This window comes from Martinezella miluonensis (assembly GCF_900094545.1).
GTDB lineage: Bacteria > Pseudomonadota > Alphaproteobacteria > Rhizobiales > Rhizobiaceae > Rhizobium > Rhizobium miluonense.
Genome location: NZ_FMAH01000039.1, coordinates 40,938 through 63,260 on the forward strand (window position 1 = coordinate 40,938; position 22,323 = coordinate 63,260).

The 22,323-nt window shown below is 59.6% G+C and carries 23 protein-coding genes, 1 tRNA gene, 1 rRNA gene and 1 pseudogene; 10 read left to right on the plus strand and 16 right to left on the minus strand.

Annotated features, from left to right (window positions below; all coding sequences use genetic code 11):
* Nucleotides 1-106 precede the first annotated feature (106 nt).
* The 9 genes from GA0061102_RS25150 (at nucleotide 107) to GA0061102_RS25190 (ending at nucleotide 11,179) form a co-directional block, all read left to right on the plus strand.
* A complete protein-coding gene (locus GA0061102_RS25150; protein ID WP_092854263.1) occupies nucleotides 107-781 on the plus strand; it encodes a response regulator transcription factor in 675 nt (224 codons plus the stop codon).
* Entirely contained in the window at nucleotides 778-2,157 is a 1,380-nt protein-coding gene (locus GA0061102_RS25155) for a sensor histidine kinase (protein ID WP_092854265.1), read from the plus strand. Before GA0061102_RS25150 ends, GA0061102_RS25155 begins: the two co-directional genes overlap by 4 nt.
* A 122-nt stretch (nucleotides 2,158-2,279) precedes the next feature.
* Nucleotides 2,280-3,482 carry an MFS transporter gene (locus GA0061102_RS25160; RefSeq protein WP_092854266.1) on the plus strand — a complete coding sequence of 401 codons (1,203 nt, stop codon included), beginning with the start codon at nucleotides 2,280-2,282 and terminating at the stop codon, nucleotides 3,480-3,482.
* 115 nt (nucleotides 3,483-3,597) lie between these two features.
* Nucleotides 3,598-4,272 carry a response regulator transcription factor gene (locus GA0061102_RS25165; protein WP_092854268.1) on the plus strand — a complete coding sequence of 225 codons (675 nt, stop codon included), beginning with the start codon at nucleotides 3,598-3,600 and terminating at the stop codon, nucleotides 4,270-4,272.
* Nucleotides 4,269-5,606, plus strand: a complete 1,338-nt coding sequence (locus GA0061102_RS25170; protein ID WP_092854270.1) for a sensor histidine kinase — start codon at nucleotides 4,269-4,271, stop codon at nucleotides 5,604-5,606. The genes GA0061102_RS25165 and GA0061102_RS25170 overlap by 4 nt, the downstream gene beginning before the upstream one ends.
* A gap of 275 nt (nucleotides 5,607-5,881) precedes the next feature.
* Nucleotides 5,882-6,511: an outer membrane protein gene (locus GA0061102_RS25175; RefSeq protein ID WP_092854272.1), complete on the plus strand. Its 630-nt coding sequence runs from the start codon at nucleotides 5,882-5,884 to the stop codon at nucleotides 6,509-6,511.
* A gap of 140 nt (nucleotides 6,512-6,651) precedes the next feature.
* The gene (locus GA0061102_RS25180; protein ID WP_159432204.1) at nucleotides 6,652-7,770 is read left to right on the plus strand and encodes an efflux RND transporter periplasmic adaptor subunit; all 1,119 of its coding nucleotides are present in this window, start codon (nucleotides 6,652-6,654) and stop codon (nucleotides 7,768-7,770) included.
* Between the two features lie 11 nt (nucleotides 7,771-7,781).
* Nucleotides 7,782-10,910 carry an efflux RND transporter permease subunit gene (locus tag GA0061102_RS25185; protein WP_092854276.1) on the plus strand — a complete coding sequence of 1,043 codons (3,129 nt, stop codon included), beginning with the start codon at nucleotides 7,782-7,784 and terminating at the stop codon, nucleotides 10,908-10,910.
* Nucleotides 10,907-11,179, plus strand: a complete 273-nt coding sequence (locus GA0061102_RS25190) for a hypothetical protein (protein WP_092854278.1) — start codon at nucleotides 10,907-10,909, stop codon at nucleotides 11,177-11,179. Before GA0061102_RS25185 ends, GA0061102_RS25190 begins: the two co-directional genes overlap by 4 nt.
* 32 nt (nucleotides 11,180-11,211) lie before the next feature.
* On the opposite strand, the gene blaOXA is transcribed toward GA0061102_RS25190, so the two are convergent.
* The 4 genes from blaOXA to olsE form a co-directional block, all read right to left on the minus strand.
* Nucleotides 11,212-11,997 (minus strand): class D beta-lactamase, encoded by a 786-nt coding sequence (gene blaOXA / locus GA0061102_RS25195; protein ID WP_208858704.1) that lies wholly within the window; start codon nucleotides 11,995-11,997, stop codon nucleotides 11,212-11,214.
* Nucleotides 11,998-12,023: 26 nt separating this feature from the next.
* Complete coding sequence (locus tag GA0061102_RS25200) at nucleotides 12,024-12,761, minus strand: SIMPL domain-containing protein (RefSeq protein ID WP_092854282.1); 738 nt, start codon at nucleotides 12,759-12,761, stop codon at nucleotides 12,024-12,026.
* Nucleotides 12,762-12,800: 39 nt separating this feature from the next.
* Nucleotides 12,801-13,172, minus strand: coding sequence for a hypothetical protein (locus tag GA0061102_RS25205; RefSeq protein ID WP_425348565.1), 372 nt, complete (start codon nucleotides 13,170-13,172; stop codon nucleotides 12,801-12,803).
* A gap of 98 nt (nucleotides 13,173-13,270) precedes the next feature.
* Nucleotides 13,271-14,167 carry an ornithine lipid hydroxylase OlsE gene (gene olsE / locus GA0061102_RS25210; RefSeq protein WP_425348564.1) on the minus strand — a complete coding sequence of 299 codons (897 nt, stop codon included), beginning with the start codon at nucleotides 14,165-14,167 and terminating at the stop codon, nucleotides 13,271-13,273.
* Between the two features lie 455 nt (nucleotides 14,168-14,622).
* On the opposite strand from olsE, the gene GA0061102_RS25215 reads away from it, so the two are divergent.
* Nucleotides 14,623-15,117, plus strand: a complete 495-nt coding sequence (locus tag GA0061102_RS25215; protein WP_245298133.1) for a hypothetical protein — start codon at nucleotides 14,623-14,625, stop codon at nucleotides 15,115-15,117.
* 355 nt (nucleotides 15,118-15,472) lie between these two features.
* Here GA0061102_RS25215 and GA0061102_RS25220 read toward each other — a convergent pair whose 3' ends face one another.
* The 12 genes and pseudogenes from GA0061102_RS25220 to rrf form a co-directional block, all read right to left on the minus strand.
* The gene (locus tag GA0061102_RS25220) at nucleotides 15,473-15,838 is read right to left on the minus strand and encodes a type II toxin-antitoxin system RelE/ParE family toxin (RefSeq protein ID WP_092854288.1); all 366 of its coding nucleotides are present in this window, start codon (nucleotides 15,836-15,838) and stop codon (nucleotides 15,473-15,475) included.
* Nucleotides 15,839-15,840: 2 nt separating this feature from the next.
* Complete coding sequence (locus GA0061102_RS25225; protein ID WP_092854290.1) at nucleotides 15,841-16,092, minus strand: ribbon-helix-helix domain-containing protein; 252 nt, start codon at nucleotides 16,090-16,092, stop codon at nucleotides 15,841-15,843.
* 121 nt (nucleotides 16,093-16,213) lie between these two features.
* Nucleotides 16,214-16,426: pseudogene (locus GA0061102_RS25230) on the minus strand (transposase); the annotation flags it as partial.
* A 209-nt stretch (nucleotides 16,427-16,635) separates the two neighbouring features.
* Nucleotides 16,636-17,589: a phosphotransferase gene (locus GA0061102_RS25240; RefSeq protein ID WP_159432205.1), complete on the minus strand. Its 954-nt coding sequence runs from the start codon at nucleotides 17,587-17,589 to the stop codon at nucleotides 16,636-16,638.
* Nucleotides 17,590-17,596: 7 nt separating this feature from the next.
* Nucleotides 17,597-17,887 carry a type II toxin-antitoxin system RelE/ParE family toxin gene (locus tag GA0061102_RS25245; RefSeq protein ID WP_092854296.1) on the minus strand — a complete coding sequence of 97 codons (291 nt, stop codon included), beginning with the start codon at nucleotides 17,885-17,887 and terminating at the stop codon, nucleotides 17,597-17,599.
* A complete protein-coding gene (locus tag GA0061102_RS25250) occupies nucleotides 17,884-18,129 on the minus strand; it encodes a CopG family ribbon-helix-helix protein (protein WP_092854298.1) in 246 nt (81 codons plus the stop codon). Before GA0061102_RS25250 ends, GA0061102_RS25245 begins: the two co-directional genes overlap by 4 nt.
* A 598-nt stretch (nucleotides 18,130-18,727) precedes the next feature.
* Nucleotides 18,728-19,279: a YecA/YgfB family protein gene (locus GA0061102_RS25260; RefSeq protein ID WP_092854300.1), complete on the minus strand. Its 552-nt coding sequence runs from the start codon at nucleotides 19,277-19,279 to the stop codon at nucleotides 18,728-18,730.
* Complete coding sequence (tnpC, locus tag GA0061102_RS25265; RefSeq protein WP_092854302.1) at nucleotides 19,276-20,829, minus strand: IS66 family transposase; 1,554 nt, start codon at nucleotides 20,827-20,829, stop codon at nucleotides 19,276-19,278. The genes GA0061102_RS25260 and tnpC overlap by 4 nt, the downstream gene beginning before the upstream one ends.
* A 48-nt stretch (nucleotides 20,830-20,877) precedes the next feature.
* The gene (gene tnpB, locus GA0061102_RS25270; protein WP_092854314.1) at nucleotides 20,878-21,201 is read right to left on the minus strand and encodes an IS66 family insertion sequence element accessory protein TnpB; all 324 of its coding nucleotides are present in this window, start codon (nucleotides 21,199-21,201) and stop codon (nucleotides 20,878-20,880) included.
* 26 nt (nucleotides 21,202-21,227) lie between these two features.
* On the minus strand, nucleotides 21,228-21,620 hold the full coding sequence (gene tnpA / locus GA0061102_RS25275) for an IS66-like element accessory protein TnpA (protein ID WP_245298134.1): 393 nt from the start codon (nucleotides 21,618-21,620) through the stop codon (nucleotides 21,228-21,230).
* 194 nt (nucleotides 21,621-21,814) lie between these two features.
* Nucleotides 21,815-21,891, minus strand: a tRNA-Met gene (locus GA0061102_RS25280).
* 333 nt (nucleotides 21,892-22,224) lie between these two features.
* A 5S ribosomal RNA gene (rrf, locus tag GA0061102_RS25285) occupies nucleotides 22,225-22,323 on the minus strand; the annotation flags it as partial.

The window sequence follows — 22,323 nt, forward strand, 5'->3', positions numbered from 1 at the left end:
GCTATGGGCGGATCGTCTGACGCCTGCATTGCTTCGAAACGTCATGTTGTCGCAATGTGGCGCGGGCAGGAAGCGCTCCGGAACATACGGCGAAGGGACATGATCGATGCGGCTCCTTGTGGTGGAAGACGAGCCGGAAATGGCGGGGGCCCTGCAGTCGGCGCTGCGGCGGCACGACATGATCGCCGATCATGCCGACAGTCTCGCAACCGCCAAGGAGATGATCCTGGCGGGCTCCTATGATGCGATCATCCTCGACCGCGGCCTTCCGGACGGCGACGGGCTGTCGTTGATCCCGAAAATAAGACAGCACAGGGCGAGCATTCCGGTGATCGTGCTAACGGCACGCGGGCGGCTTGCCGAGCGCATCACCGGCCTTGACAGCGGAGCCGACGATTATCTGGCCAAGCCTTTCGCTTTCGAGGAGCTCCTTGCGCGGCTGCGCGCCGTAATGCGCCGGCCCGATCATATCAGCCCGATGTCCGTCAAGCTCGGCCGCCTCTCTCTCGATCTGGATCATCGCGAGGCAAGGGTGGAAGACATGCGCTTCGATCTGCCGAGGCGCGAGCTTCTCGTGCTCGAAGCGCTGATGCGGCGCGCCGGCCGGATGGTGCCACGCGAAATCCTGATGGAATCGGTCTTTGGCATGAGCGACGAGGTTCAATCCAATACGCTCGACAGCCATATCTCGCGGCTGCGGCGCAAGCTTGCCGATGCGGATGCGGGCGTCACCATCAACGGCGTGCGCGGCGTCGGCTACATGCTGATGGAGCAGATATGAAGGAGGCGACCGGCCGCTCGCTCAAATGGCAACTGGTCCGGCGATTGCTCATCCTCCAGAGCCTGATCCTCTTTCTCGTTCTCGGAATCATGTTTTTCAGAGGCGATCTCTTCGCTTTCCGCTCGATGGATCGAACCATAGAAGCCCTCCGCTATGCCGTTCAGCGCGATGCCTCCGGTGCGTTGCAGCTTCGCGATACGCCGGAGCTAATGGCGCTGAGATCAGCCGAGCCCGCTCTCTGGTTCGTCATACGCGATACCCAGGGGATGCAGATCTCCGAAGGGCCTGTGCCCGCGATCTTCAACCGCATCAGCGACGTGCTGCCGGGCATCGGCCAGGCCCGCTTCGGATCGACGGTCGACCGCGCCGCCATGGACCGGCCGGAGGCGCGCATGCGAACGGTCTACACCCCGGCGGGCGAGATGCAGATCCTGACGGGAACGGAAGGCAGGGCACCGCCGACGATCGTGGCGCTCGGGCTTCTGCTCGTGTTCCTCAAGATCGGTCTGCCGATCATGATCGTCATTGTCCTTGGCATCCTGGTCGCGACACCCCTCGTCGTGCGCGGCGCGGTGGCCGGCATCGCGAAAGCGGAGGAACAGGCCGCTCTCATCGATATCGGCCAACGCGGCGTCCGGCTGGAAACCGCAGGCACGCCACCCGAGATCGCATCGCTCATTCGCGCCGTCAATGAAGCCCTTAGCCGGCTGGACGACGGCTACGAACGGCATCAGCAGTTCCTCGCGGATGCCGCGCACGAGCTCAGGACTCCGATCGCCATTCTCGGCATTCGCATCGCCGCGCTGCCGCCCATACCTGAGCGCTTGCAACTGATTACCGATGTGGCGCGGCTGACGACCTTGACCGAGCAATTGCTGGATATCGAGCGGCTTGGTCGGGACATTGCCGATTTCAAACCTGTCTCGCTGCTGGACCTCGGCAAGCGCGTGGTGAGCGACATGGCGCCGCTCGCCTTTCCGGCCGGCTACGCGCTTGACCTGATCCATCATGGACCCGACAGCCTTGTTCAAGGCGACGAGGCGGCACTTGGGCGGGCGCTGGCAAGCCTTATCCAGAACGCCATCGATCACGGCGGCGGCCGCGGGACGATCAATGTTCACATCGCCCCCGGCATCATGGAAGTGTGCGACGATGGCCCCGGCATTCCGGCGGTGGAACGCGACCGCATCTTTGAACCCTTCTACCGGTTGAAGCCACGCTCGCGCGGAACGGGCCTGGGACTTCATCTCGTCAGGCAGATCGCTGAGCTGCATGGCGGCAACGTCAAAGCCGGCGCCAGCCGGACGGGCGGCGCGCGATTGACCATAAATCTGGCTTCGGCCGGCCTTACGATTTCGCCGGCGACGGCCAGCTAGCCCCGCTTATCCCCAGCCCTCTTCTGCAATCTCCGGCTATCCCGGATAATTTCGATGTCCGTAATGTTACCGCAAGGCAGCGCACCGAACCTGATGAACGAAACGATCATCGGGAAAGAACCGTGCTTCAACGACTTCAACGCAATGCACGATGGCCTTTCGTCGGGCTGCAGCTCAGCAACGTGGCTCTAAATTTCAGCCATGCCTTCTCGACGGTGCTCTATCCCTGGATCATGTACGACCTGACCGGCAGCGTGGTATTCATGGCGCTGATGGTGTTCATCAACGGCATCGTGCTTCTGGTCGGCATGGTCTTCGGCGGCTATGTGGCCGAGCTGCTCGGTGTCCGCTATACGGCGCTCATCTCCGCCAAAGTTGGAGCGCTGACGTCATTGCTCATTGCCGCACTCTATACCGCCGATTCCCTCAGCCCGGGTATACTCATCCTTTTTGGCCTTCTGAGCACAATGCTCGATGGCCCGGCGACGGTTGCCACCGAGGCGAAAGTTCCGGAAATCGCCCGGCTTTCGGGGCTGTCGCTCACGGATGCCAATTCCATCGACGATACGATCGACGGTTTTGTCCTTCTTACGGCTTCGGCCGCCAGCGCCTTCATCGTTGCCACCATAGGCTCGAAGGACGCTGCCTGGTGGATCGCGATCTGCAACTTTGCCGCCATGACGCTGCTGTCCCTCAGCCTGCCGAAATTCCGGCTGCGGCCGGCACCGCGATTCCAGGATATCATCGTTGCGGTCAGGCAGTTTCGCGGTTCGGCCGTCTCGTTGCCGCTTGCCCTCTGCGCCAGCGCAGCGCTCGGCTTTTTCATGACGCTGCAGATTTTCCTCGTACCGGCCGCCTTGCGGCTGCAGGGCGTATCCGTGGCCTGGCTCGGCATTTTTCTCGCAGCATCGGCGACGGGCACGATCATGATGAACCTGTATCTGGCCTCCCGTCCGAGCGCGCTCCTGCCATCTTCCATTGTTGCCAGAGCTTTTCTCGGACTGGCGCTCGCAACGGGGCTGATGTGGGTCGAGGTCTCGCCATTGACCATGATGCTCGCCGGTCTTGTTGCAGGATTGGCGAATGGCTGGCTTTCGCCCGCCTTCGTCGCGGTCCTTCAAGTCAAAACGTCTCGCGGCAGCCGGCCCTATGTCATGGGACTTTCCTATTCCGTCATTCTGTTGTTTCTGCCGCTCGAATACATGCTGACCGGCGCCTCGATCGGCCTCACCTCATTTCGCACGACCTGTACCCTTCTGGTGTTCCTGCTATCGCTAGCGGCCGCGGTCAGCTCGGCATGGCTGGAAGCCATCGAGAACGATTAGCCGGGACAGACCCGCATACAGCCGACAATGCGAGAGACACCCATTGCGCGCAATGATGCCGTAATGTTGATCGCTATGTCTTGAACAACACCATTTCGTTTCAAGGAGGGAAAGAATGCGCCTCTTGCTTGTGGAAGATGAGCCGCAAATGGCCGATGCGCTTGCAACCGCCTTGCATCAATACGACATCATCGCCGATCATGCGCCAACCCTGGATTTTGCCAGAAGCGCCGTCGCGGAACATGTCCATGACATGATCGTGCTCGATAGGCAGCTGCCCGACGGCGACGGGCTGGCGCTCATCCGGCATTTGCGGTCGATCGGGGCGACGGTGCCGGTCATCGTGCTCACCGCGCGCGGCTCCCTTGCCGACCGCGTCAGCGGACTGGATCTCGGCGCTGACGACTATCTTTCAAAACCCTTCGCACTCGAGGAGCTTCTCGCACGTATCCGTGCCCTGATGCGCCGGCCTGCAGCCGTCGCACCGATCGTCGCCAAGCTCGGCCGGCTGGAATTCAGCCTCGACAACAGGGAGGCCCGGGTCGCCGGCAAGATACTCGACCTGCCGAGGCGCGAGCTTCTCGTTCTCGAAACGCTGATCCGTCGTCAGGGCAGAACCGTTCTGAGGGCGGCACTGGAAGAGGCCGTCTATGCCTTCGACGACGAGATCCAGTCGAATGCGCTCGATTCGCATGTATCGAGACTTCGCAAGAAGCTGGCCGACGCACAGGCCGGTGTCGAGATCCATGGTATTCGCGGGGTCGGCTATCTATTGAGGCCCGTTGCATGAAGCATCCCACATCGAAATCGCTGAAGCGCCGATTGATCGCACAGCTTCTGCTCTTCCAGGTCGGCATCCTTCTGCTGTTCGGCGTTGCCTTCGTCGCCTACCTGCTGCAGGCCGGTGAGGGTATCGTTCTCTCCGATCCCGAATTCGCGAATGTCGCAGCACACGCGATCGAGCGCAAAGCCGATGGCGATCTCGTCCTCAACGAGACGGAAGAGCTTGCTAAGCTCAGGCAACGTTCCACGGACTTCTGGTTCGTCGCTCGCAGCGAAAGGGGCGAAATCGTTCAGACCGGCAATGTCCCAGTCGTCTATGCGGTTATGGCGCAGCATCTGGATCGATTGACCTTTGCCGATATCAGGGACACCCAGGCGCCCTTCTCCTACCTTGCCGTCATCCGTCGCGTTTCCGGTCCCGCCGGCGATTTCATCGTGCTCGGCAAGGGCGACGTATTCAGCATGACCTACGCCATCCTGCTTCTCTCGAACCTGCTGATGGTGCCAATCCTTGTCCTGCTGGTTCTCATCACCATCATTGCCATCCCCTGGATCGTAAGCAGGGCCTTTGCCGGCCTTTCCACGATCGCGAAAGAGGCGGAAGCCATCGATATCGACCGCCGGGGATACAGGCTGCCGCAGATGGGAATTCCCAACGAAGTCGTGCCGCTCGTCAATGCGATCAACGGCGCCCTTCAGCGCCTTGATGAAGGACATGAGCGCCACCAGCGGTTCATCCTCGATGCGGCGCACGAGCTGCGCACGCCAGTAGCCATCCTGCAAACACGCGTCGAGGGGATCGCAGATGGGCCGATCCGCAACCGGCTCCTGGCCGACGCCGGTCGCATCGCAGCACTCGCCGAACAGCTGCTCGACCTTCAGCGCCTGGATGTCAGCGGCGCGAACTTCTCCTCGGTCGATATGGTGGACATTTGCCGCAATGTTGCGGCCGACATGGCTCCCCTGGCGATCGCTCAAGGCTACGACCTGTCGTTGGAGACCAGCCTCGATCGCGTGATCATACAGGGAGACGCCGGTGCACTGCAGCGTGTCATCTTCAACATCGTGCAGAACGCGATCGAGCATGCCGGCGGCAAGGGAAATATCACGATCAGGATCGACCGACGGGCCATCGTCGAGATCACGGACGAAGGGCCAGGCATACCCGCGACGGAGCGGGACCGGATTTTCGAGCCCTTCCACCGCCTTCATCCGCACGAGCACGGGGCTGGCCTCGGGCTCAATCTGGTAAAGGAGATCATGCAGCGGCATGGCGGCCATGTGGTTGTCTCGGACAATCCGCAGGGCGGTGCCCGTTTCCGGCTATGCTTCCCGAACTGAACCCCTCTCGGTCGCGCAACGATGCCCATCCTTAAAAAATAGTTAAAAAATTACGACCAACTGTATAAAAATACTCGATAATTTTTCAATGTTTTCAAATTCTGCAATGTACCCGCAATTCTCGCAGGCAAAATGATCTCCATCTCCTGAGACCGATCCGCTCCCAAGACGGACGGCACCGGAGAGCAGCAGGAACCGGTTTCCGGTTCTCCAACGCAAACAGAGACCTTATGGGCGCCGAGGGATGGTGCATGGGTTTCGTATGGAGTTTACCAATGTCGCTCAGCGCAAAATCGATCCTCTTCGCGGCCCTGACCTTTGCGGCCGCGACCACCGCATCCGCCGCCGACTACACGAACTATCAGGCTCCGGACAACAGCTACGAACGGCCGGCGGCCTTTCAATGGAGCGGCGCATATTTCGGCGCGCATGGGGGCATCGCCTCGCCGAAGCTGAACCCGTTTGCCAGCGGCAGGGGCTTCGCCGCGGGTGTCCAGGCCGGTTACAATTTTCAGGTCGGCCCGGGCATCGTCGGTGCGGAGCTCGAAGGTTCCTACCTCGGCAACAACGAGGTACGCGTGCCGAACGGCCGTCTGGAAGAACGCTTCCGCGGTGCGGCCAAGGCCAAGGCCGGCCTGACCTTTGACCGCACTTTCGTTTACGGCACGGCGGGTCTGACGATGACCAAATTCGAAGGCGGAAAGGGCGTCTCCGGCCCGAGCGGCTGGAAGCAGGGCTATCTGCTCGGCGCCGGTGTCGAACAGGGCTTCGGCGGCGGGCTGTCTGCCAAGATCGAATACAACTACGTCACGACCAACGACGTGACGACGTATTCCGCAGGCGGCAAGTCAAAGACCGATGTTCATGACCATGTGATCAAGGCCGGCCTGAACTATCGCTTCTGACCGGACGAATTTCGCAAACGTCGGCGCACCTTTCAAGCAAGAGCGCGCCTGGCGGGGAGCGGCGACAGATGGCTGATCAAACCCCGAGTCAGCCCTCTCGCCGCTCTCACTCTCAAGACAACAGCATAGTGATGGATGCCATGACGAGCCGTGTCACGAAAATAACGATCGTCCCGGCGCTGATTGCGCTGGGAGTTGCGGGCGTTTTGATCACGTCCGCCGGCCGTGACACCGTTCAGACAGAGCAGGCGCCCACAGCCAAGACGATTGAGGTCGCCGCCATGGAGGTGACGAAAGTTCGCCGGCAAACCTACAGGCAGGATATTCGCATCAACGGTTTCATTCAGCCTGCCCGACGCGTGACGCTGACGGCGAGATTGTCCGGTACGCTGGCCGCCGTCGAGGCCGATGTGGGAACAAGCGTTCGCGCCGGCGATGTCATCGCGCGCTTCAACACGGAAACCCTGACGCTTTCACTGAACAAGCTGGTGGCAACCACCGAAGCCAAGGCGGCAACGCTTTTGCGGGCGCAGAAGGATCTGGAGCGCACGCGCAGTCTCGCCGCCACCGGCGGAGTTGCGCAGGCGAAGCTGACCGAGGCCGAAACCGATGTAGCCGTGCAGAAAGCCGAATTGCGCGCGCTGCAGGCCGAGGAGGCAGAGGCGCGGCGCGCGCTGGACGATGCGGTCGTGACAGCACCCTTCGACGGCGTCGTCAATTCCCGAAAGGTCAATCCGGGCCAAGCCGTATCGATCAATACCGAGCTATTCGAGATCGTCGATATCGCGCAGCTGGATCTGGTCGCCCTCATTCCGCCGCAGGAGAGCGCCGGGCTCTCCATCGGACAGACGGCCTCCGTCGAGATCGAGGGATTGTCGAACAAGCCTCTATCGGCCCGGCTCGATAGAATCAGCCCGGCAACGCTCGACAATTCGCGTTCGCTGCAGGTCTATCTCAGGCTCGATCACCCTGTGCCCGATCTTCGCGGCGGCATGTTCGGCCACGGCTCCCTACAGATCGAGAAGCGCGAGAATATTCTCGCCATTCCCGCCGGCGCGATCGCCAAGGATGCGGGAGAAAGCTTCGTCCGAACGATCGTCAATGGCGCCGTGCGGTGGCAGCCGGTCGTTCTCGGCACCTCCAAGGTCGGAGAGGATCTCGTCGAGATCCGCGACGGGCTAAGCGAAGGCGATGTCGTCATAACCGTGCCGCTGAGGAACGTTTCCAACGGCACCTCGGTGAAAATCGCGGAGCGCTGAGGGGGTCACACATGCTTCTAGCTCGTATTTCCATTCAGCAGCCCGTCTTCGCCACGATGGTCATGGTCGCCGTTGTCGTGCTGGGCATTACCGCCTGGTCGCGACTGCCCGTGGACCTGCTTCCCTCGATGGATTTGCCGACCGTGGTCGTTTCCACCAACTTCGACGGCGCGTCGGCGCTTGCCGTCGAGCAACAGGTGAGCCGCCCCATTGAGGAAAGCATCGGCGCGATCGCCGGCGTCAAGAAAGTCACGTCGCGATCGTCGACGGGCAATTCGCTTGTCATCGCGGAATTCACACTTGAGACGCCATCGAGAGCAGCGGCTGACGAGGTGCGCGACCGCATATCGCGATTGCAGGACGCGCTTCCAGACGGCGCGGATCGGCCGATCGTCACGCGCTTCAATCCGCAGGACGCACCAATCATGTCGCTCGCCGCCTTCTCCGCTGATACATCGCTCAGCCGGATGACGAAGATCGCCGACACGACCATCGTGCCGCGGCTGCGCCGTGTGCAGGGCGTGGGCCAGGTGACGCTAGTCGGCGCCAGTGAGGATCAGGTGCGAATTCAGCCCGATCCTGCCAAACTCCAATCCTTCGGCATCTCGATCCCGACCGTGATCGAAGCCATACAGCGGGCGACACGCGACAGCGCCATCGGCTCCATCATTTCGTCGACGCGCGAGCGCAGCGTCACCGTCAGCGTACAGCCGGGCAAGGTCAGGGACTTTGCCGACATCGTCGTCGCCCGCGATAGTGCCGGCCGCACCATCCGGCTCTCGGAAGTCGCCGACGTGACGGAGGCGGGCGCCGATCCGAAAAGCCGCGCCTGGTTCAACGGCAAGCCTGCGCTCGGCCTCGACATCAACAAGCTGGAAGGTGCAAACACCGTCGAGGTCGCAAAGGGCATCGAGCGGGAACTGGCACGCCTCAGAAAAGACGATGCTCTAAAGAACATCGGCATCGTCGTATCGCAGGATAGTTCGCGAACAATCGTCGGGCAGATCGGCGACGTGCAAAGAACGATCATCGAGGGCGGCGCTCTGACGATTGTCATCGTCCTGTTGTTTCTGAATTCGTGGCGCTCGACCGTCATCACCGCCCTCACATTGCCGGTCGCGGTCATCGGCACCTTTGCCGCCATGGCCGTCATGGGCTTCAGCCTCAATCTCATGACCATGCTGGCGCTATCGATCTGCATCGGCATCCTGATCGATGACGCGATCGTCGTGCGCGAAAACATCAGCCGTCATGCGGCCATGGGCAAGGATCGCAGGCTTGCAGCCTTGGATGGCACATCGGAGATCGGTCTCGCCGTGCTGGCCACGACGCTTTCCATCGTTGCCGTCTTCCTTCCCGTTGCGTTCATGGGCGGTATTATCGGCCGGTTCTTCCTTCAGTTCGGCCTCACCGTTTCCGTCGCCGTGCTGATTTCGCTTTTCGTTTCCTTCACGCTCGACCCGATGCTTTCAAGCGTCTGGGCGGATCGACCGGCATCGGGAAAAAGAGGGCGCCTTCAGGCAATGCTCGACCGGTTCGACCATGGCTTCGAAAAGATCGCACGGCGCTATGGCCGCCTGATCGGCTGGTGCCTTGCCCATCGTGCCGCCACTTCGTTCTGCGTTCTGGCACTGTTTGCCGGAAGCCTCTGCCTCATCCCACGGATCGGCACGGAATTCGTGCCGAAATCGGATCAGGGCATGGTCTCCGTCGGTCTCACTCTGCCGGAGGGGGCGGCGGTCGAATATACCGCCACCAAGATCAGGCAGGCCGAAGCTATCCTGCGGCTGTTTCCGGATATCCAGGACCTGTACTCGACCATCAACGGCGGCGACGTCGCCAATACCAACGAGGCAAGAATTACCGCCTCCATGGTGCCGTCGGACAAGAGAACGATGAGCTCGGTCACGATCGCGCCGAAGCTGCGCGAAGCGTTGAGCCCTGTCGCGGGGGTCAAGGTGGAGGTTGGACAGCCTGGGGACGGCGCAGGCTCAGGATCGAAAACGATCCAGATATCGATCCAGGGCGGCGATCTGAACGTCCTTGAGCGCCTGTCGCAAGACATGAAGGCCAGGCTCGGCACGATCGGCGGGCTCATAGACCTCGAATCCTCCGCGGACAAGAAGCGTCCCATGCTGATGATCCGGCTTCGCGCCGTAGAGGCGGCCGATCTTGGAATTTCAACCACGACGATCGAGAACAATCTCCGCCCGCTGATCGCAGGGGAAAAGCTGACGAGCTGGGCTTATGGCGGCGCCGAATCCCGCTACGTCGCCATCCGGTTGCCGGAAGCGGGCCGTCAGACGATCGACGATCTCAAGCAAATCCCCATTCCTGTAGAGCGAGCCGGCGGAACCGGCCCCGCAGCGACGGTGCCGCTGGCGCAGGTGGCGGACGTCACCGAGACCATGGCGCCACAGACGATCATCCGCCGCGACGGCGACCGCGAGGTTCGCCTTTCCGCCAATCTGAACGGCCAGCCCCTTGGCGTCGTCGTCCGCGATGTCCAGACGGTGATCGGCTCCATGAATTTGCCGGCAGGCTATCGTATCGCCATTGGCGGCGAGGCAGACGACATGATGGAGAGCTTCGGCTATGCGGTGCAGGCTCTGGTGCTGGCTGTCGTCTTCATCTACCTCATCCTTGCCTCGCAATTCGGCTCCTTCGTTCAGCCGGTCGCCATCATGACCAGCCTGCCCCTGTCGATCAGCGGCGTACTGGCCGGTCTTCTTTTGACCGGCTCGACAATCAACATCTTCTCGGTGATCGGCTTCATCATGCTGATGGGCCTGGTGACGAAGAACGCCATCCTGCTCGTGGATCACGCCAACAAGCGCCGCCGGGAAGGCGCCAGCATGCGGCAGAGCCTGATCGATGCCGGCACAGTCCGGTTCCGCCCGATCGTCATGACCACCTCGGCCATGATTATCGGCATGATACCGCTGGCGCTCGGGCTTGGCGAAGGCGGTGAGGAACGCGCATCGATGGCCCACGCCGTGATCGGCGGCCTGCTCTCCTCAACGGCGCTGACGCTCGTCGTCGTGCCGGTCGCCTTGTCATTGATCGAAAGCTGCCGGACAATGCTGAGAAAGCAACAGGACCGACCGACGCCTGACCAGATAAAGGACGCAGCCGAATGAGGAAACAACTACCCTGGTTCCGCGTCAAAGCCAATGGCTACGGAGCCGGTCTGCCTTGCCACTGGCAGGGCTGGGTCGCCGTTGCGATCTACGCACACGCGCTGGCGGCGGCCGTCAGCGTCGTCGCACCCTATGCGGACAGTCACCCCTTCGCCTATGCAACGGCGATCGCTGTCCCGACAGCGCTTTTGATTTTCGTAGTCTGGTGGAAAAGCGATGCCCCATGGCGGTGGCGATGGGGCGAAATCGATGACGACGAGCAGGATTGAAGCTCCGGCATGGGCGGGGACATTCTTACGGATCAGAGCGTATCGAGCTTGGAAAGCAAGTCCTTGAAGAGGGCATCGCGTGTCCTTCGACCGGCCGAGCCCGGTATATTCTGTTCTTCGCCGGTGAGGCGCGCAAAAACGATCCTGCGATCTCCCTTGACTGCCCAGCCGACGAACCAGCCATACATCTTGTTGCGATCCCGGCGTGCCCCGGCTTTCGATGCCGGCATCGCGCTGGTCTTGCCGAAGATATGCCAGCCTGACTGCTGCACTCCATAGTCGGCTATCTTCGCCGTCATGTCATAGGCTTGCTCGCTGACATCAAGCTCCTGGCGGACCAGCTTTCGCAGGAAGACAAGCTGCTCGACGGGCGAGATCTTCAGCGACGAGCCGAGCCAGGCATGCGTCAGGCCATCATGCTTGCCGGGATTGCCCGAGACGTCGCGATTGCCGTAATTGAATTGCCGGACATAGGCTTGGAATTTCGCGGCGCCCAGTGCCTCCGTGAGACGCTGGGAATACCAGACGATGGACTTCTCCATCCAGAGGCGCGGCGTCGCCTTGTCCTCCCATGTCGCCGACCAATCGGAATAGCCTTTGACATAGGGCCAGACGGGCGTCGATTCATCCGTGAGAATATGGGCGTCGTAGCCCATGAGGCTGAGCGCGAGCTTGAATGTCGAGGCGGGAGAAAGAGTGCGGTCGCAATCGCCCTGCGTTACAAGCGTCTTGCCGCTTTCGACATCCTCCGCGATCGTGCAGATCGTTTCGGCACTCGAAACGGCCGGAACCGCAACGAAGACTGCGGCTGCAAGCAAGCCTATTTTTCTCACGACCGATCCGCTCATCTTGCGACCAGATAGGACACCGCGACACGCGCGGTGATGACATTCTTGCCGGTCTCGATCGGCACGCCGCCACTTGTAGTCGCGGAACGCAACCTGGCTTCGGTGGAAGCATAGGGAAAGACGGTCGCCGCGGGCTGGTCTTCGATCGCTATGATCGGCCCGAGCCTCAAGCCCGAAGCCTGCGCGACGGAGCGCGCGCTTTTCCCCGCCGCGGTGACGGCTATCTTGCGCGCCTCGTCGACCGCGCCAGCCACGTCATCGACCATGAATTCCACTGAGCCGCCCTCGTTGACGCCGCTTTTCAAGGCGACATCGAGGACATTGCCGACCTCCGACACCTTGCGGACGCGCACCATCAGCGTGTTCCGGGCATCATAGCCGGTAATGGCCGAGGATGGGGGAGTCCCGTCAGGCTTCGCCGTGAAGTCGAAGCGCGGCGAGATCTGAAAATCCGCGCTTTGCATGTCGTCCCTAGCGATACCCGAGGACACGAGCGAGGCGATGAGGTTGCGGGTCGCCTCCGTAGACGTCGCAACCGCCTCGCTCGCCTCTGCCGCCTGGCGCAATACCGTCAAGCGCACGACAGCTAGGTCAGGGCTGCGAAGCACCTGTCCTTCGCCGACGACCCGGATGAGGCCGGCACCCTCTGCTACTTTCTGCTCGGCTCGCGCCGGAGCGGCCAGCGCGACGGAAAGGGTCGCGATAGCAGCCGTGATCATGGAAATTCGCTTCATGTCCGAGAATCCTGTCGCTGGAGGGATTGAAGGTTCAGCCTATTCGCATTCGAGCGAAGGCTGCCGGAAGCTGGTCACGTACCAATCCGACCCGGAGCCTCGGGTATAGAAGGTGTAGAAGCATTCCGTGCGCTCGACGTAGCCCGGCGTCTCCGTCACCTGGTAACGGCTGCCGCGGCGCGTCTCCTTGATTTCGCCGCTGGATTGGCCGGGCACCACCTGCGTTTTCTGCTTGCGCCACTGGTAGGCGCGCTCGCCCGGACGCAGATCATAGACGTTGTCAGGCGGGCCGTAGTCGACCATGACACTGCTGATCGGCGCACCAATATAGCTTTTCATAACTTGCGAGGCACAGGCCGAGAGAATCAGCAGTATCGTCAGAGCGGCAACACCGACAGGGAGCCGATTCATGCTAGTGGCAGACATCAAGAACGTCCTTTTGCAACTGGAGGAAGATCACAGGCAGGGGGTACGTTGCCAGGATTACGGCAGCATTGCGCATTGCGGCATCAGCCGCTTTTTGTCGAGCGGCCGAGAATCTGGCGGATGCCGTCCTTTCTGAAGGGTTGCGCAAGCTGGCCCAGGAAGCTCTTCGCGATCTGGCCGCGAATGCCGATGTCGGTCGAAGATGGGCGGTTAGGATTGAAATAGGTGCCAAACAGCAGATCGAGGAACACGACATTCTCGCCGTAGTTCGTATTACCCTCGCGAATATCCTTGGAGTGATGCCACCGATGCAAGCGCGGGGTACTGAAGATGTAGTCGAAAAAGCCGGTCCTCATATCGACGTTGCAATGGGTGAGGATGCCCATGAACGCCGTGACGGCGCCAAGCCACAGGAATACAGGCAGCGGAGCGCCGAGAAGAAAGAGCGGGAGCTGGCTGAGCGCGACCTTGAACAGCGAATCTGCGATATGAAAGCGGCCGGTATTGATGACCCAAAGGCGGGTCACGCTATGATGCAGGGCGTGAAATCGCCAGAAGAAAAGTCTCTCATGGGCAATCCTATGCGAACAGTACAGACCGAATTCCGCGATGAGAACGCCCATCGCCACCTGCAGCAGCATGGGCAGGGTCATCGGCCAGATGTCCAGCTGAGCGCCGGTGAGCGGTAACAGGACGATGGCCGTAAACATCGGAAAGACGGCACCCAATAGCGCCATGAGCTGCACCAGCCCCTTGGTCAGAAGCGTATGGGCGATATCATTTGCCATTTCGCCGTCGGACAGCAGCCAGCGCCGCTCATAGGGAATATATCGCTCCAGCAGGAAAAGCAGCAGGACCTCGCCGGCATAGACAAGCGCGAAGGCAAACATCGGCCGCTCGCTTGCGAAGGCGAAATAGGTGGATAGCAGGCCAGAGAAGAACACCAAGGGCCAGGACGAGAGAGACAGAATCGGCCTCATTGCTCGTCCAGCCATTGCAGCAACTCGCGGCAGGTTCGGGCCTTTCCATCGCTGAAGCGCCCATCGGTGCACGGGCTTACGGAAGGGTTCCTTCGCCCATCATATTCATGGCCCGCCGAGGAAGCCCATCGATCGTGCCGCAGCGCGCGCCTAATCTCTGCGCAGCTTCGCGGGTGGCCATCGCTCACGCGACCGTCCGTGCAGGGATCGTATCGGTATTGAATAGGAAGAGCAGGTGGTTCCTGCCGCAAGGGACTTGACTGCGCCCCTGAAAAACATTGTCCGCTGGTCAGCACGATACATGCCAATAGAAACGGTAATCGCATAAAATCTGCCCCTGCTCAATCAGAAGGCGGCAATCTCTGTAGACTGAATTGCGTGAGCATTGCGATATTCAGGAAAAGTTGCCTTCCCCACGCTTGATCCCGGCGATATCGCGCAGGAAATCTGGAGCCTTGTTAGCGAGTGCCACTATCGCAATGGGAGCATGGGGTTCCAATGCCTTCGCCGGCAAAAGAACTGTGGGAGAAGCATCCTCCGACCCGGTCATGACGCTCTGGCATCGATGGCAGGATACCCACCGTCTGAGGGAAAGCCTTTGCTGTCAAAAGCAAGGCCTCGAACAGCAACTCGCAGAAACCATCGGCGTTCCTTGTGCAATAGTCCAGTTATCCGATGGCGAACGCGTCGCTGCATATTCCCTCGGGGCTATCCACGATGTGCTCCATCTAGCCCAAGAGGGGATAGAAGCTTACGCGAAGGCTAAAGCAGAGTTCGCGGCTCATAAGTTGCAGTGGGATAGGGCCGACCAAGAAATTGGCTATTCGGCCACGGCGCAGGCCGAGCGAGACGCTGGTGATCGAGCTGAAGAGCTGCTTGAGGCCATGGCCGCCACCTCTGCGACGTCATTGGCCGGCGTAGCGGCCAAGCTGGACGCCGTGTTGCGCTAAGGCAATATCTGGGAAGACAGCTCCGAGTTTCCCTGGCCCCAGATACGCTCGGCGCTTGACGACCTTGCACGTATAGGGCGGCATGGTGCCAATGGGGATGCACCATGAAAAGCCCGTTCGGCATCCATGGGCCTCAATCGGAAAGCCTCCACAAAAGAGCAAGACGGCAAAGTCCTCCGTTGCACGCCGGCACCGGAGGCTACTGTGTACCCGCCTATGTAGTCGCCAGCCAGAACGGAATGATTGCTGTCCTTGCTGAAGAGCGGGATAAGCCGTCGAAATACAGGCAATCCATACCATCCCCGATCGAGCGCGCGGATATCAAACACAAGCCCCATTTCCATCCCCGGCGGTCTTAACTTTGATCGCCGCTCTCATCCTTTGAAAGCAGAGCGTGCAGGTCTTCCGTCAGTCGAACGGGCAAATCCATTTTCCCATGAAGGATACTCATGATACCGAGATCACCGTTTTCCAATTCGCGAAAGAACACGTAGTGGTGTTCATATCGGCTGAAAAAAGCTTTCTGCTTGATATCGGATGGCACGGCTAACTTTTGTGGAAGGCGCCGCCACACGAGACGATTTTCGCAAAGCCGTTGTAGATGCGTATGAAGCCCACGAATATAGGTATCCGCCTGGGCTTCGCCCCAGGTGTCGGACGTGTCGCGCCAAATCCTGTCCTGCGCCGCATCTGCGCGCGGATAAAAGCGATACGCCACCATGATCAGCGGCGCTTATTGCGGCGGATAACGTCCTCGGCGGAAACCGCGACAAACTCGCTGTCATCCGCCCGCATGGCGGGGGCAAGCTCCTTTTGGAGCGCTTCCCACGCCTCATCACGGGTTTGCAGATCGCGACGGATCAACGCGCGAATGTATTCGCTGGCGTTCTCATAGAGACCATCGTCGCCAATCTGCTGCTGGATGTGGGCTTGCAGCGCACCGCTGACCTTCACATGAATGCTACCCGACGCCATCGGCGATATCCTTTCGCTACTCCCGAATTGTGGGGCGCGTAGCATATATTGTCAATATTCATCACAGCGCGCCTCCTGAGGAGATGTGCTGTGTACCCGCAGGCTGGCGGTCAGATGATGCGCCAGCTATCGTCCAGCGCCTGAACCGATTATAGCAAGTCGTATATGGTCCATATCGTTCAGGGACATCTCGCCAAGGTGCTCCGGATCGCAGAACCCAGAAGATGCCATTTAAGACCCTGCGGTCATCAACGCGGGGCACACCTCTTGGTTTATTTGGCAGGATCGGCTCTATCGTTCGCCATTCGAAGTCGGTAAGGTCATATCGGCTCATGCCACCTTGAATCAGCTAACTGGCGCGACACAAAGCGCAGATTTTATGATCTGGAATGTTATTGATCACCGCAGGCGACCCTACCGATGGAAGCGAGTGAACGCCATCATTGAAGCTACAGAGCACGATAATAGCTGCGTTGATGCCGATCAGGCGGCGGAGACGCCCCCATTTGTCGGAATGCCGTCAGTTTCGGAAGCAGGCTTATCTTACAATATCTCTCGGACGCTGGAGAGGAACCGTCGCAAAGCTTCGCCGATGTAACCACGGTATGGCTGGAATTCCTCGACCGTCGTCATGTTAACGACGCGCCGGAAATTGAAGGCAAACTCGATAGGACGGAGAACCTGCGCGATTTCAAAAATACGCTCCAGCTGCGGCGGGTTTTCGAGGCCAAGCCAAATCCCGAAATAGGCGTCCTTGATATCGTCATAAGCCGGTGAGCCGACATCCAGCCCGTGATTACGCGCGGCACTGTCCAGAAAGCCAGCCAACGAGAAGAATGGATGGGTAATGACCGCATCCCCCCAATCGTTGATCAGGACGCCGCCCGGATTCACCAAGACATTGTTGTCGTGAAAGTCGCAATGCTCAAGCGTGTCCGGTATGTTGAACTCGGCGAACTCGCGGCATAGGCGGCGAACCTCGTCTCCAGTCCGCTGCAACACTTCAATCTCAGCCATCGTCAGGCCTTCGCGCGCCAACAAACCCTGGTCGTGGACCAGCTTATCATAAAGATCGGCGAAGACAGCCATGCGCCAGTCGTCAATGCCCAAGGCGAGAAGCGAATCTACGTCAGAAACTACGCTGAGTTGGATATGGGCGTATTCGCCGAGAAGCGTCCCAACGGTTTGCCGATCATAGGATTGCTTCAGCTTGCCACGAAGAGGTTCACCACCATCAGGCATGAGGAACGCGCCTAGGGCCGGATTGCGGGCAAGAACCGGGAGGATAACGGTGGGAAACTGCGAGGCTAAACTAGTCATTAACGCCGCCTCGCTCGCGTAAGCGGGCGCACTCCATTTCAGGTAAACATGCCCGCGATCAGTGGCGAAACAATAGATCTTTGACCATGGTACGGCACGTACAAGGTCCGGCTCACCAAGCAGACAATAGTCATGGGCGGCCAGCCAGTCTTTTGTCCAGGTGATCGCTGCATCCATAATGAGACTACAGCTCCAAGGGCCACCGCTGATGAGCATGCATCACCGTCAGGATTTCGACATCCTGCCCGACGCGATAGGGAATGATATAGGGAATGTCCCCCAGCACTACCTCACGTGTGCCCCTGATGCGACCGGCACGCCCTGTCGCCGGAAAATCCGCCAGCATATCTACAGCCGACACAATTCGCGCAACAACGCGCGCAGCGGCGTCGGGATTGTCCTTCTGGATATACTCACCGATCTCATCAAGCCGCCGCAACGCTCGTAGCGTCCAGCGGATGCGTTTCCGACTCATGATTGACGGGCAGACTTGACGTACTTGCCAACAACCTTCGCCACATTATCATCGCTGGCAAACTCACCCCGATTGGCCTCAGCCAAACCGGCTTCAATTTCGGCAAGCTGCCACTCTTCGCGTGCAACATAGTCCTCGATGGCTTGTGCAGCCGTATACGCACGGGAGCGATCAAGCTTCTCTGCGATCTGGTCGAGCTTGCTGGCCGTCTCATCCGAGACGCGCACGGTGAATGCAGTCATGGCACCCAACTTTCCTTGGTTCACTATGATTATTGGTGAACCACCTCGGTTCGTCAAGGTTCACGTCGCATATACTTTCGGGCAATCGTAGAAATATGGACGACAAATGCCCTGCTCAAGCATGGCAAAACATCGTTGTCGTGAGTTGTTTGTCCTTCCCGAGAGAGGGGTGACAGCTCATACCGGAGACATGGGTTACACTTTTTGCCTTTGCGAGGAGAGCGAAGGTGGTCTCCGTTTTCATGATACCTACCGCCAGCATGCCGCGTAGACCGAGATACCAGTCTTCGGCAAATGCCTTGGCTTGTTCGAGGCTCGTTTCCTTGGTGCTGGTGCGATACTGGCGGCCTTTTACGGAGGCCGAGCAATGCCACGTCAGCCCCCCCCCGCCGGTAGACGTTGACCTTTCCTCCGAGGATTTCGTGGCTCGCCATAAGGGCCCCCTGTCGATTTCGTTACTTCGATATGGGGACAGCGAATCACACCAGCAAAGGACACGCCAAATCGGGGCGCCTCGTTTGTGCTAGCGTTGTGCTAGGTCCAAAAGTGAGCGCGCCGAACGCGCCACCTTGTGGACGGCACAAGTTTGTGTCGATTGCTATCGGCGAGCGGCGCGGGTAACAGCGTAAAGCTGGTTTACTGCTGCTCGAATATGGAGATGAGCCGTTGCTCGGACTTTTCGCCTCTCTTGTGGTGAGAGGCGAAACAGCATTTTTGAGAGCTGCGGATTGACGGCCATGATCGGGGTGATGATGGGCTTCGGTGTCGCCAATAAAATTGGTGCCCATGCCTCGCCACCCAGCCCCAGCCCCAGGGCAAACCCGATCGCCCAGGCGTCGACGATGGTTTTGCCCTTATCCTGCATGAAGATCGGATAGTAGTTGCCAGGCGCGTTGGCGAGAAGATGGTCCACTTCGTCATGGCGATTGAGCACGGTGTTGACGAGGCGTTCCTCGAGCGAGCCGGGCTTGGTTTGAGGCATGGTTCCCCCGAACACATTCGGCAGCCAGACTGCGGGCGCGACCGTTGCGGGTCCCGCGACGACCGCCGTGACCAGGCCGTCGATAGCGCTCATTCCGACATAGTCGTTACGTCCGTCGCCGCGCAGGCGTTCATCGAGCTCATCATAGGAAACAGCAGGTCGGTTCATGCCGCCTGCCTGACCTGCTCGGCCGACCAGTTCCAGGGGAGCAATGTGTCGAGCTGGTTGATTGTCGTGCGACCTGACACGATGCGCTCGAGGACATCAGCGAGCCAGGTCTGCGGATCAAGCCCGTTCAACTTGGCAGAATTAACCAGAGACGCCAGAATGGCAAAGGTCTCGCCACCTCGGGCGTTGCCGACGAACATTGAGTTTTTCCTTGTCAGCGCAACAGACTTCATCGAACGCTCAACGACGTTGCTATCGACTTCGATCGTTCCGTCGTCGAGGAAGGCCGTGAGGCCGGTCCAATGCTTGAGCGTATAGTTGATGGCTTTTGCAAGAGCCGACTGGGTTGAGATATCGGCCTTCAGATCAAGCAGGTGAGCCTTCAATGACCGCATGATGGCGGCGGATCTTGATTGCCGCGCGTGGTAGCGTTCTTCAGCGCTCTCTCCTCGGATCTGCTGCTCGATCAGGTAAACTTCCGCGAGGATCGATACGATCTCCAAGGCGTCCGACGAGCCGGTCAGCTTGACGACCTCAACGAATTTGCGTCTGGCATGGGCTAAGCAGAATGCCAACCGCAATGGACGCGCATTGCTTTTGCCGCGCCGCTTAGCAAGTGTTTTGTAAGCCGCATAGCCATCGACCTGGAGGATACCGTTGAACGATGCCAACTGGCGCTCGGCCTCGCGTGCGCTGCGGCTCTCAGAAAAGATATAGCCGACGGCAGGCGGTGCCGGACCATTCCAAGGACGGTCATCCACGGCCTGTGCCCATAGCTGACAGACCTTTGTTCGTTTGCGCCCAGGATCGAGCCGTGGCAGGCGTGTCTCGTCGGAAAAGACCCTGGGCTGAGATCGAATAAAGGCAAGGAGCCTGTCATAGAGCGGCTCCAGCCACCATGCCACGCGCGTGACCCAGGACCCGAGCGTTCCACGATCCAGCGCAATCCCATGTCCTGCAAAGATCTGGGCCTGTCGATAGAGTGGAAGGTGCCATGCGAACTTGGAGGTCACGATATGGGCTGCAAGCGCAGTCGTCGCCATCCCGCCATCCATGAAGCGTACCGGCGCGGGTGCTTGAGTGACGCCGGTCGTGCAGGCTCGGCAGGCATAACGGGGACGAATAGTCCGCTTCACCCGCAGGATGGCCGGAACAATATCGAGCGCTTCGCTGGTCGTTTCTCCGACGCGGTGCAGCTCACCCGCGCAGCAGGAGCAGGTCTGGCATTCCGGTTCGATGACGACGTCATAGCGTGGCAGATGCTTGGGAAGAGCGCCAATATTGCGGCCTGAAGATCGCCGTGAGATATGACGAAGATGATTTTGCGGGCGGTCATCGTTGGCGGCGACCGGGATATCCGAGAGGTCACCGAGATCCAGACTGGTTTGTACTGGATCGATCGTCGCAAGTTTCTCTGAACGTGCCCCGTGGATCAGGCGCTTGAGATAGTCCACCTCGGCTTTGAGATCAGCGTTCTCGGCATCGAGAGCACGAACCATTCGGCTCAACTGCTCGATATCCTGCGGAAGTTGACCTTGGCTCAATGACATGCTGAAGACTACCACAAGCAAGAGAATCTTCAAGCAATTACAATTACATCACGCTATTTTTGTTGGCTGCTTTACGAGCTTGCGATCGATCCTCGTCCAGTCGAGGCCAGCAATCAGCAGGCCAAACTGTTCGGCCGGCATGCTCATTGCGCCGTCTCTGATTGGAGGAAAGGTAAAGCTTCCATTCTCCAGCCACTTCGTCGCCAGGATCATTCCTGACCCGTCCCAATAAAGGCAGCGAAGCCGATCGCCACGCTTTGCGCGAAAAACAAAGATATCGCCACAATACGGGTCGGCCTTGAGAGCGGATGCCACCAAGGCAACAAGGCCGTTCATACCCTTGCGGAAATCTACGGGCTGTGTCGCGACCATGATCCGCGGCACCGCTGAGAAAGCAATCACGACCTGCCTCGCAGCGCACAGATGATCGCACTTGCCAACGATGGCGCAACCGATCCCTCTATAACGGCACGCGCATCATCGAGAATGATCTCAATGCGCCCATCGGCGGGTGGGCGCTCTTCGCCTGCAGGCGCACTGGCATGCGCGACGACAACAGGCACGAAGCTGTTCCTTGTCGATCGCGATGCGGCTGCGGTCAATCCAGCAGTCTTACGCCAGATGCCCAGCAGGCCCCGACTGACGCCGAACCGCCTGGCGACCTCCGAGATATTGGCACCGGCCTCATTGCTCGCAGCAAGGATCTCGATCTTCTCTTCGTCCGACCAATTCCGGCGCTTGCGACGCCCGGTGATGAGCTCAACGCGCCGATACTCGCTATCATCATGCATGGCATGATGCATTGTATGATGCTGACAGTAGCGCCATCCCAAAGCCTCCAATCCGCCGCTCTCGATCAAAACCGGCTGATTCTGCCCTGAATCTCGCCTCATTGGAACGTGGGCTGTTCGTTGCGCTCACGTCCAAAACGCACGAAAGCCCTCCTTGAGGGAGGGCTTATTCGTTTGATAAGTCTTGTAAGATTTGGTTGCGGGGGCAGGATTTGAACCTGCGGCCTTCAGGTTATGAGCCTGACGAGCTACCGGGCTGCTCCACCCCGCGTTACCAACGTAAACCGCTTGAGCGGTTTATCGTTCCAGAGCAAACTCGCAGAGTTTGTCTCACCACAGCAAGCCGCTTTTCGGCTTGCGTCATCAGCGTAAACCGCTTGAGCGGTTTATCGCGTATGGGCACCCTTATTGTGGATACCCACCAAATTTCAGAAGCGTTTGCTGCTTCTTTCCAGAAGCGACAAAGGCCGCTTGTGTAGCGGCCTATTGTAACACGGCTAGAGCCGCTTTGTGATGAGAAGATTATGAGACGCATAAATTGCTTGAGCGATTTAGCGTGAGGCATAAATTGCTTGAGCAATTTAGCCTGAGTTGCGATTGGCAGACCTGGCAGCGACCTACTCTCCCGCGTCTTAAGACGAAGTACCATGGGCGCAGGGGCGTTTCACGGCCGTGTTCGGAAAGGGAACGGGTGCGGCCACCC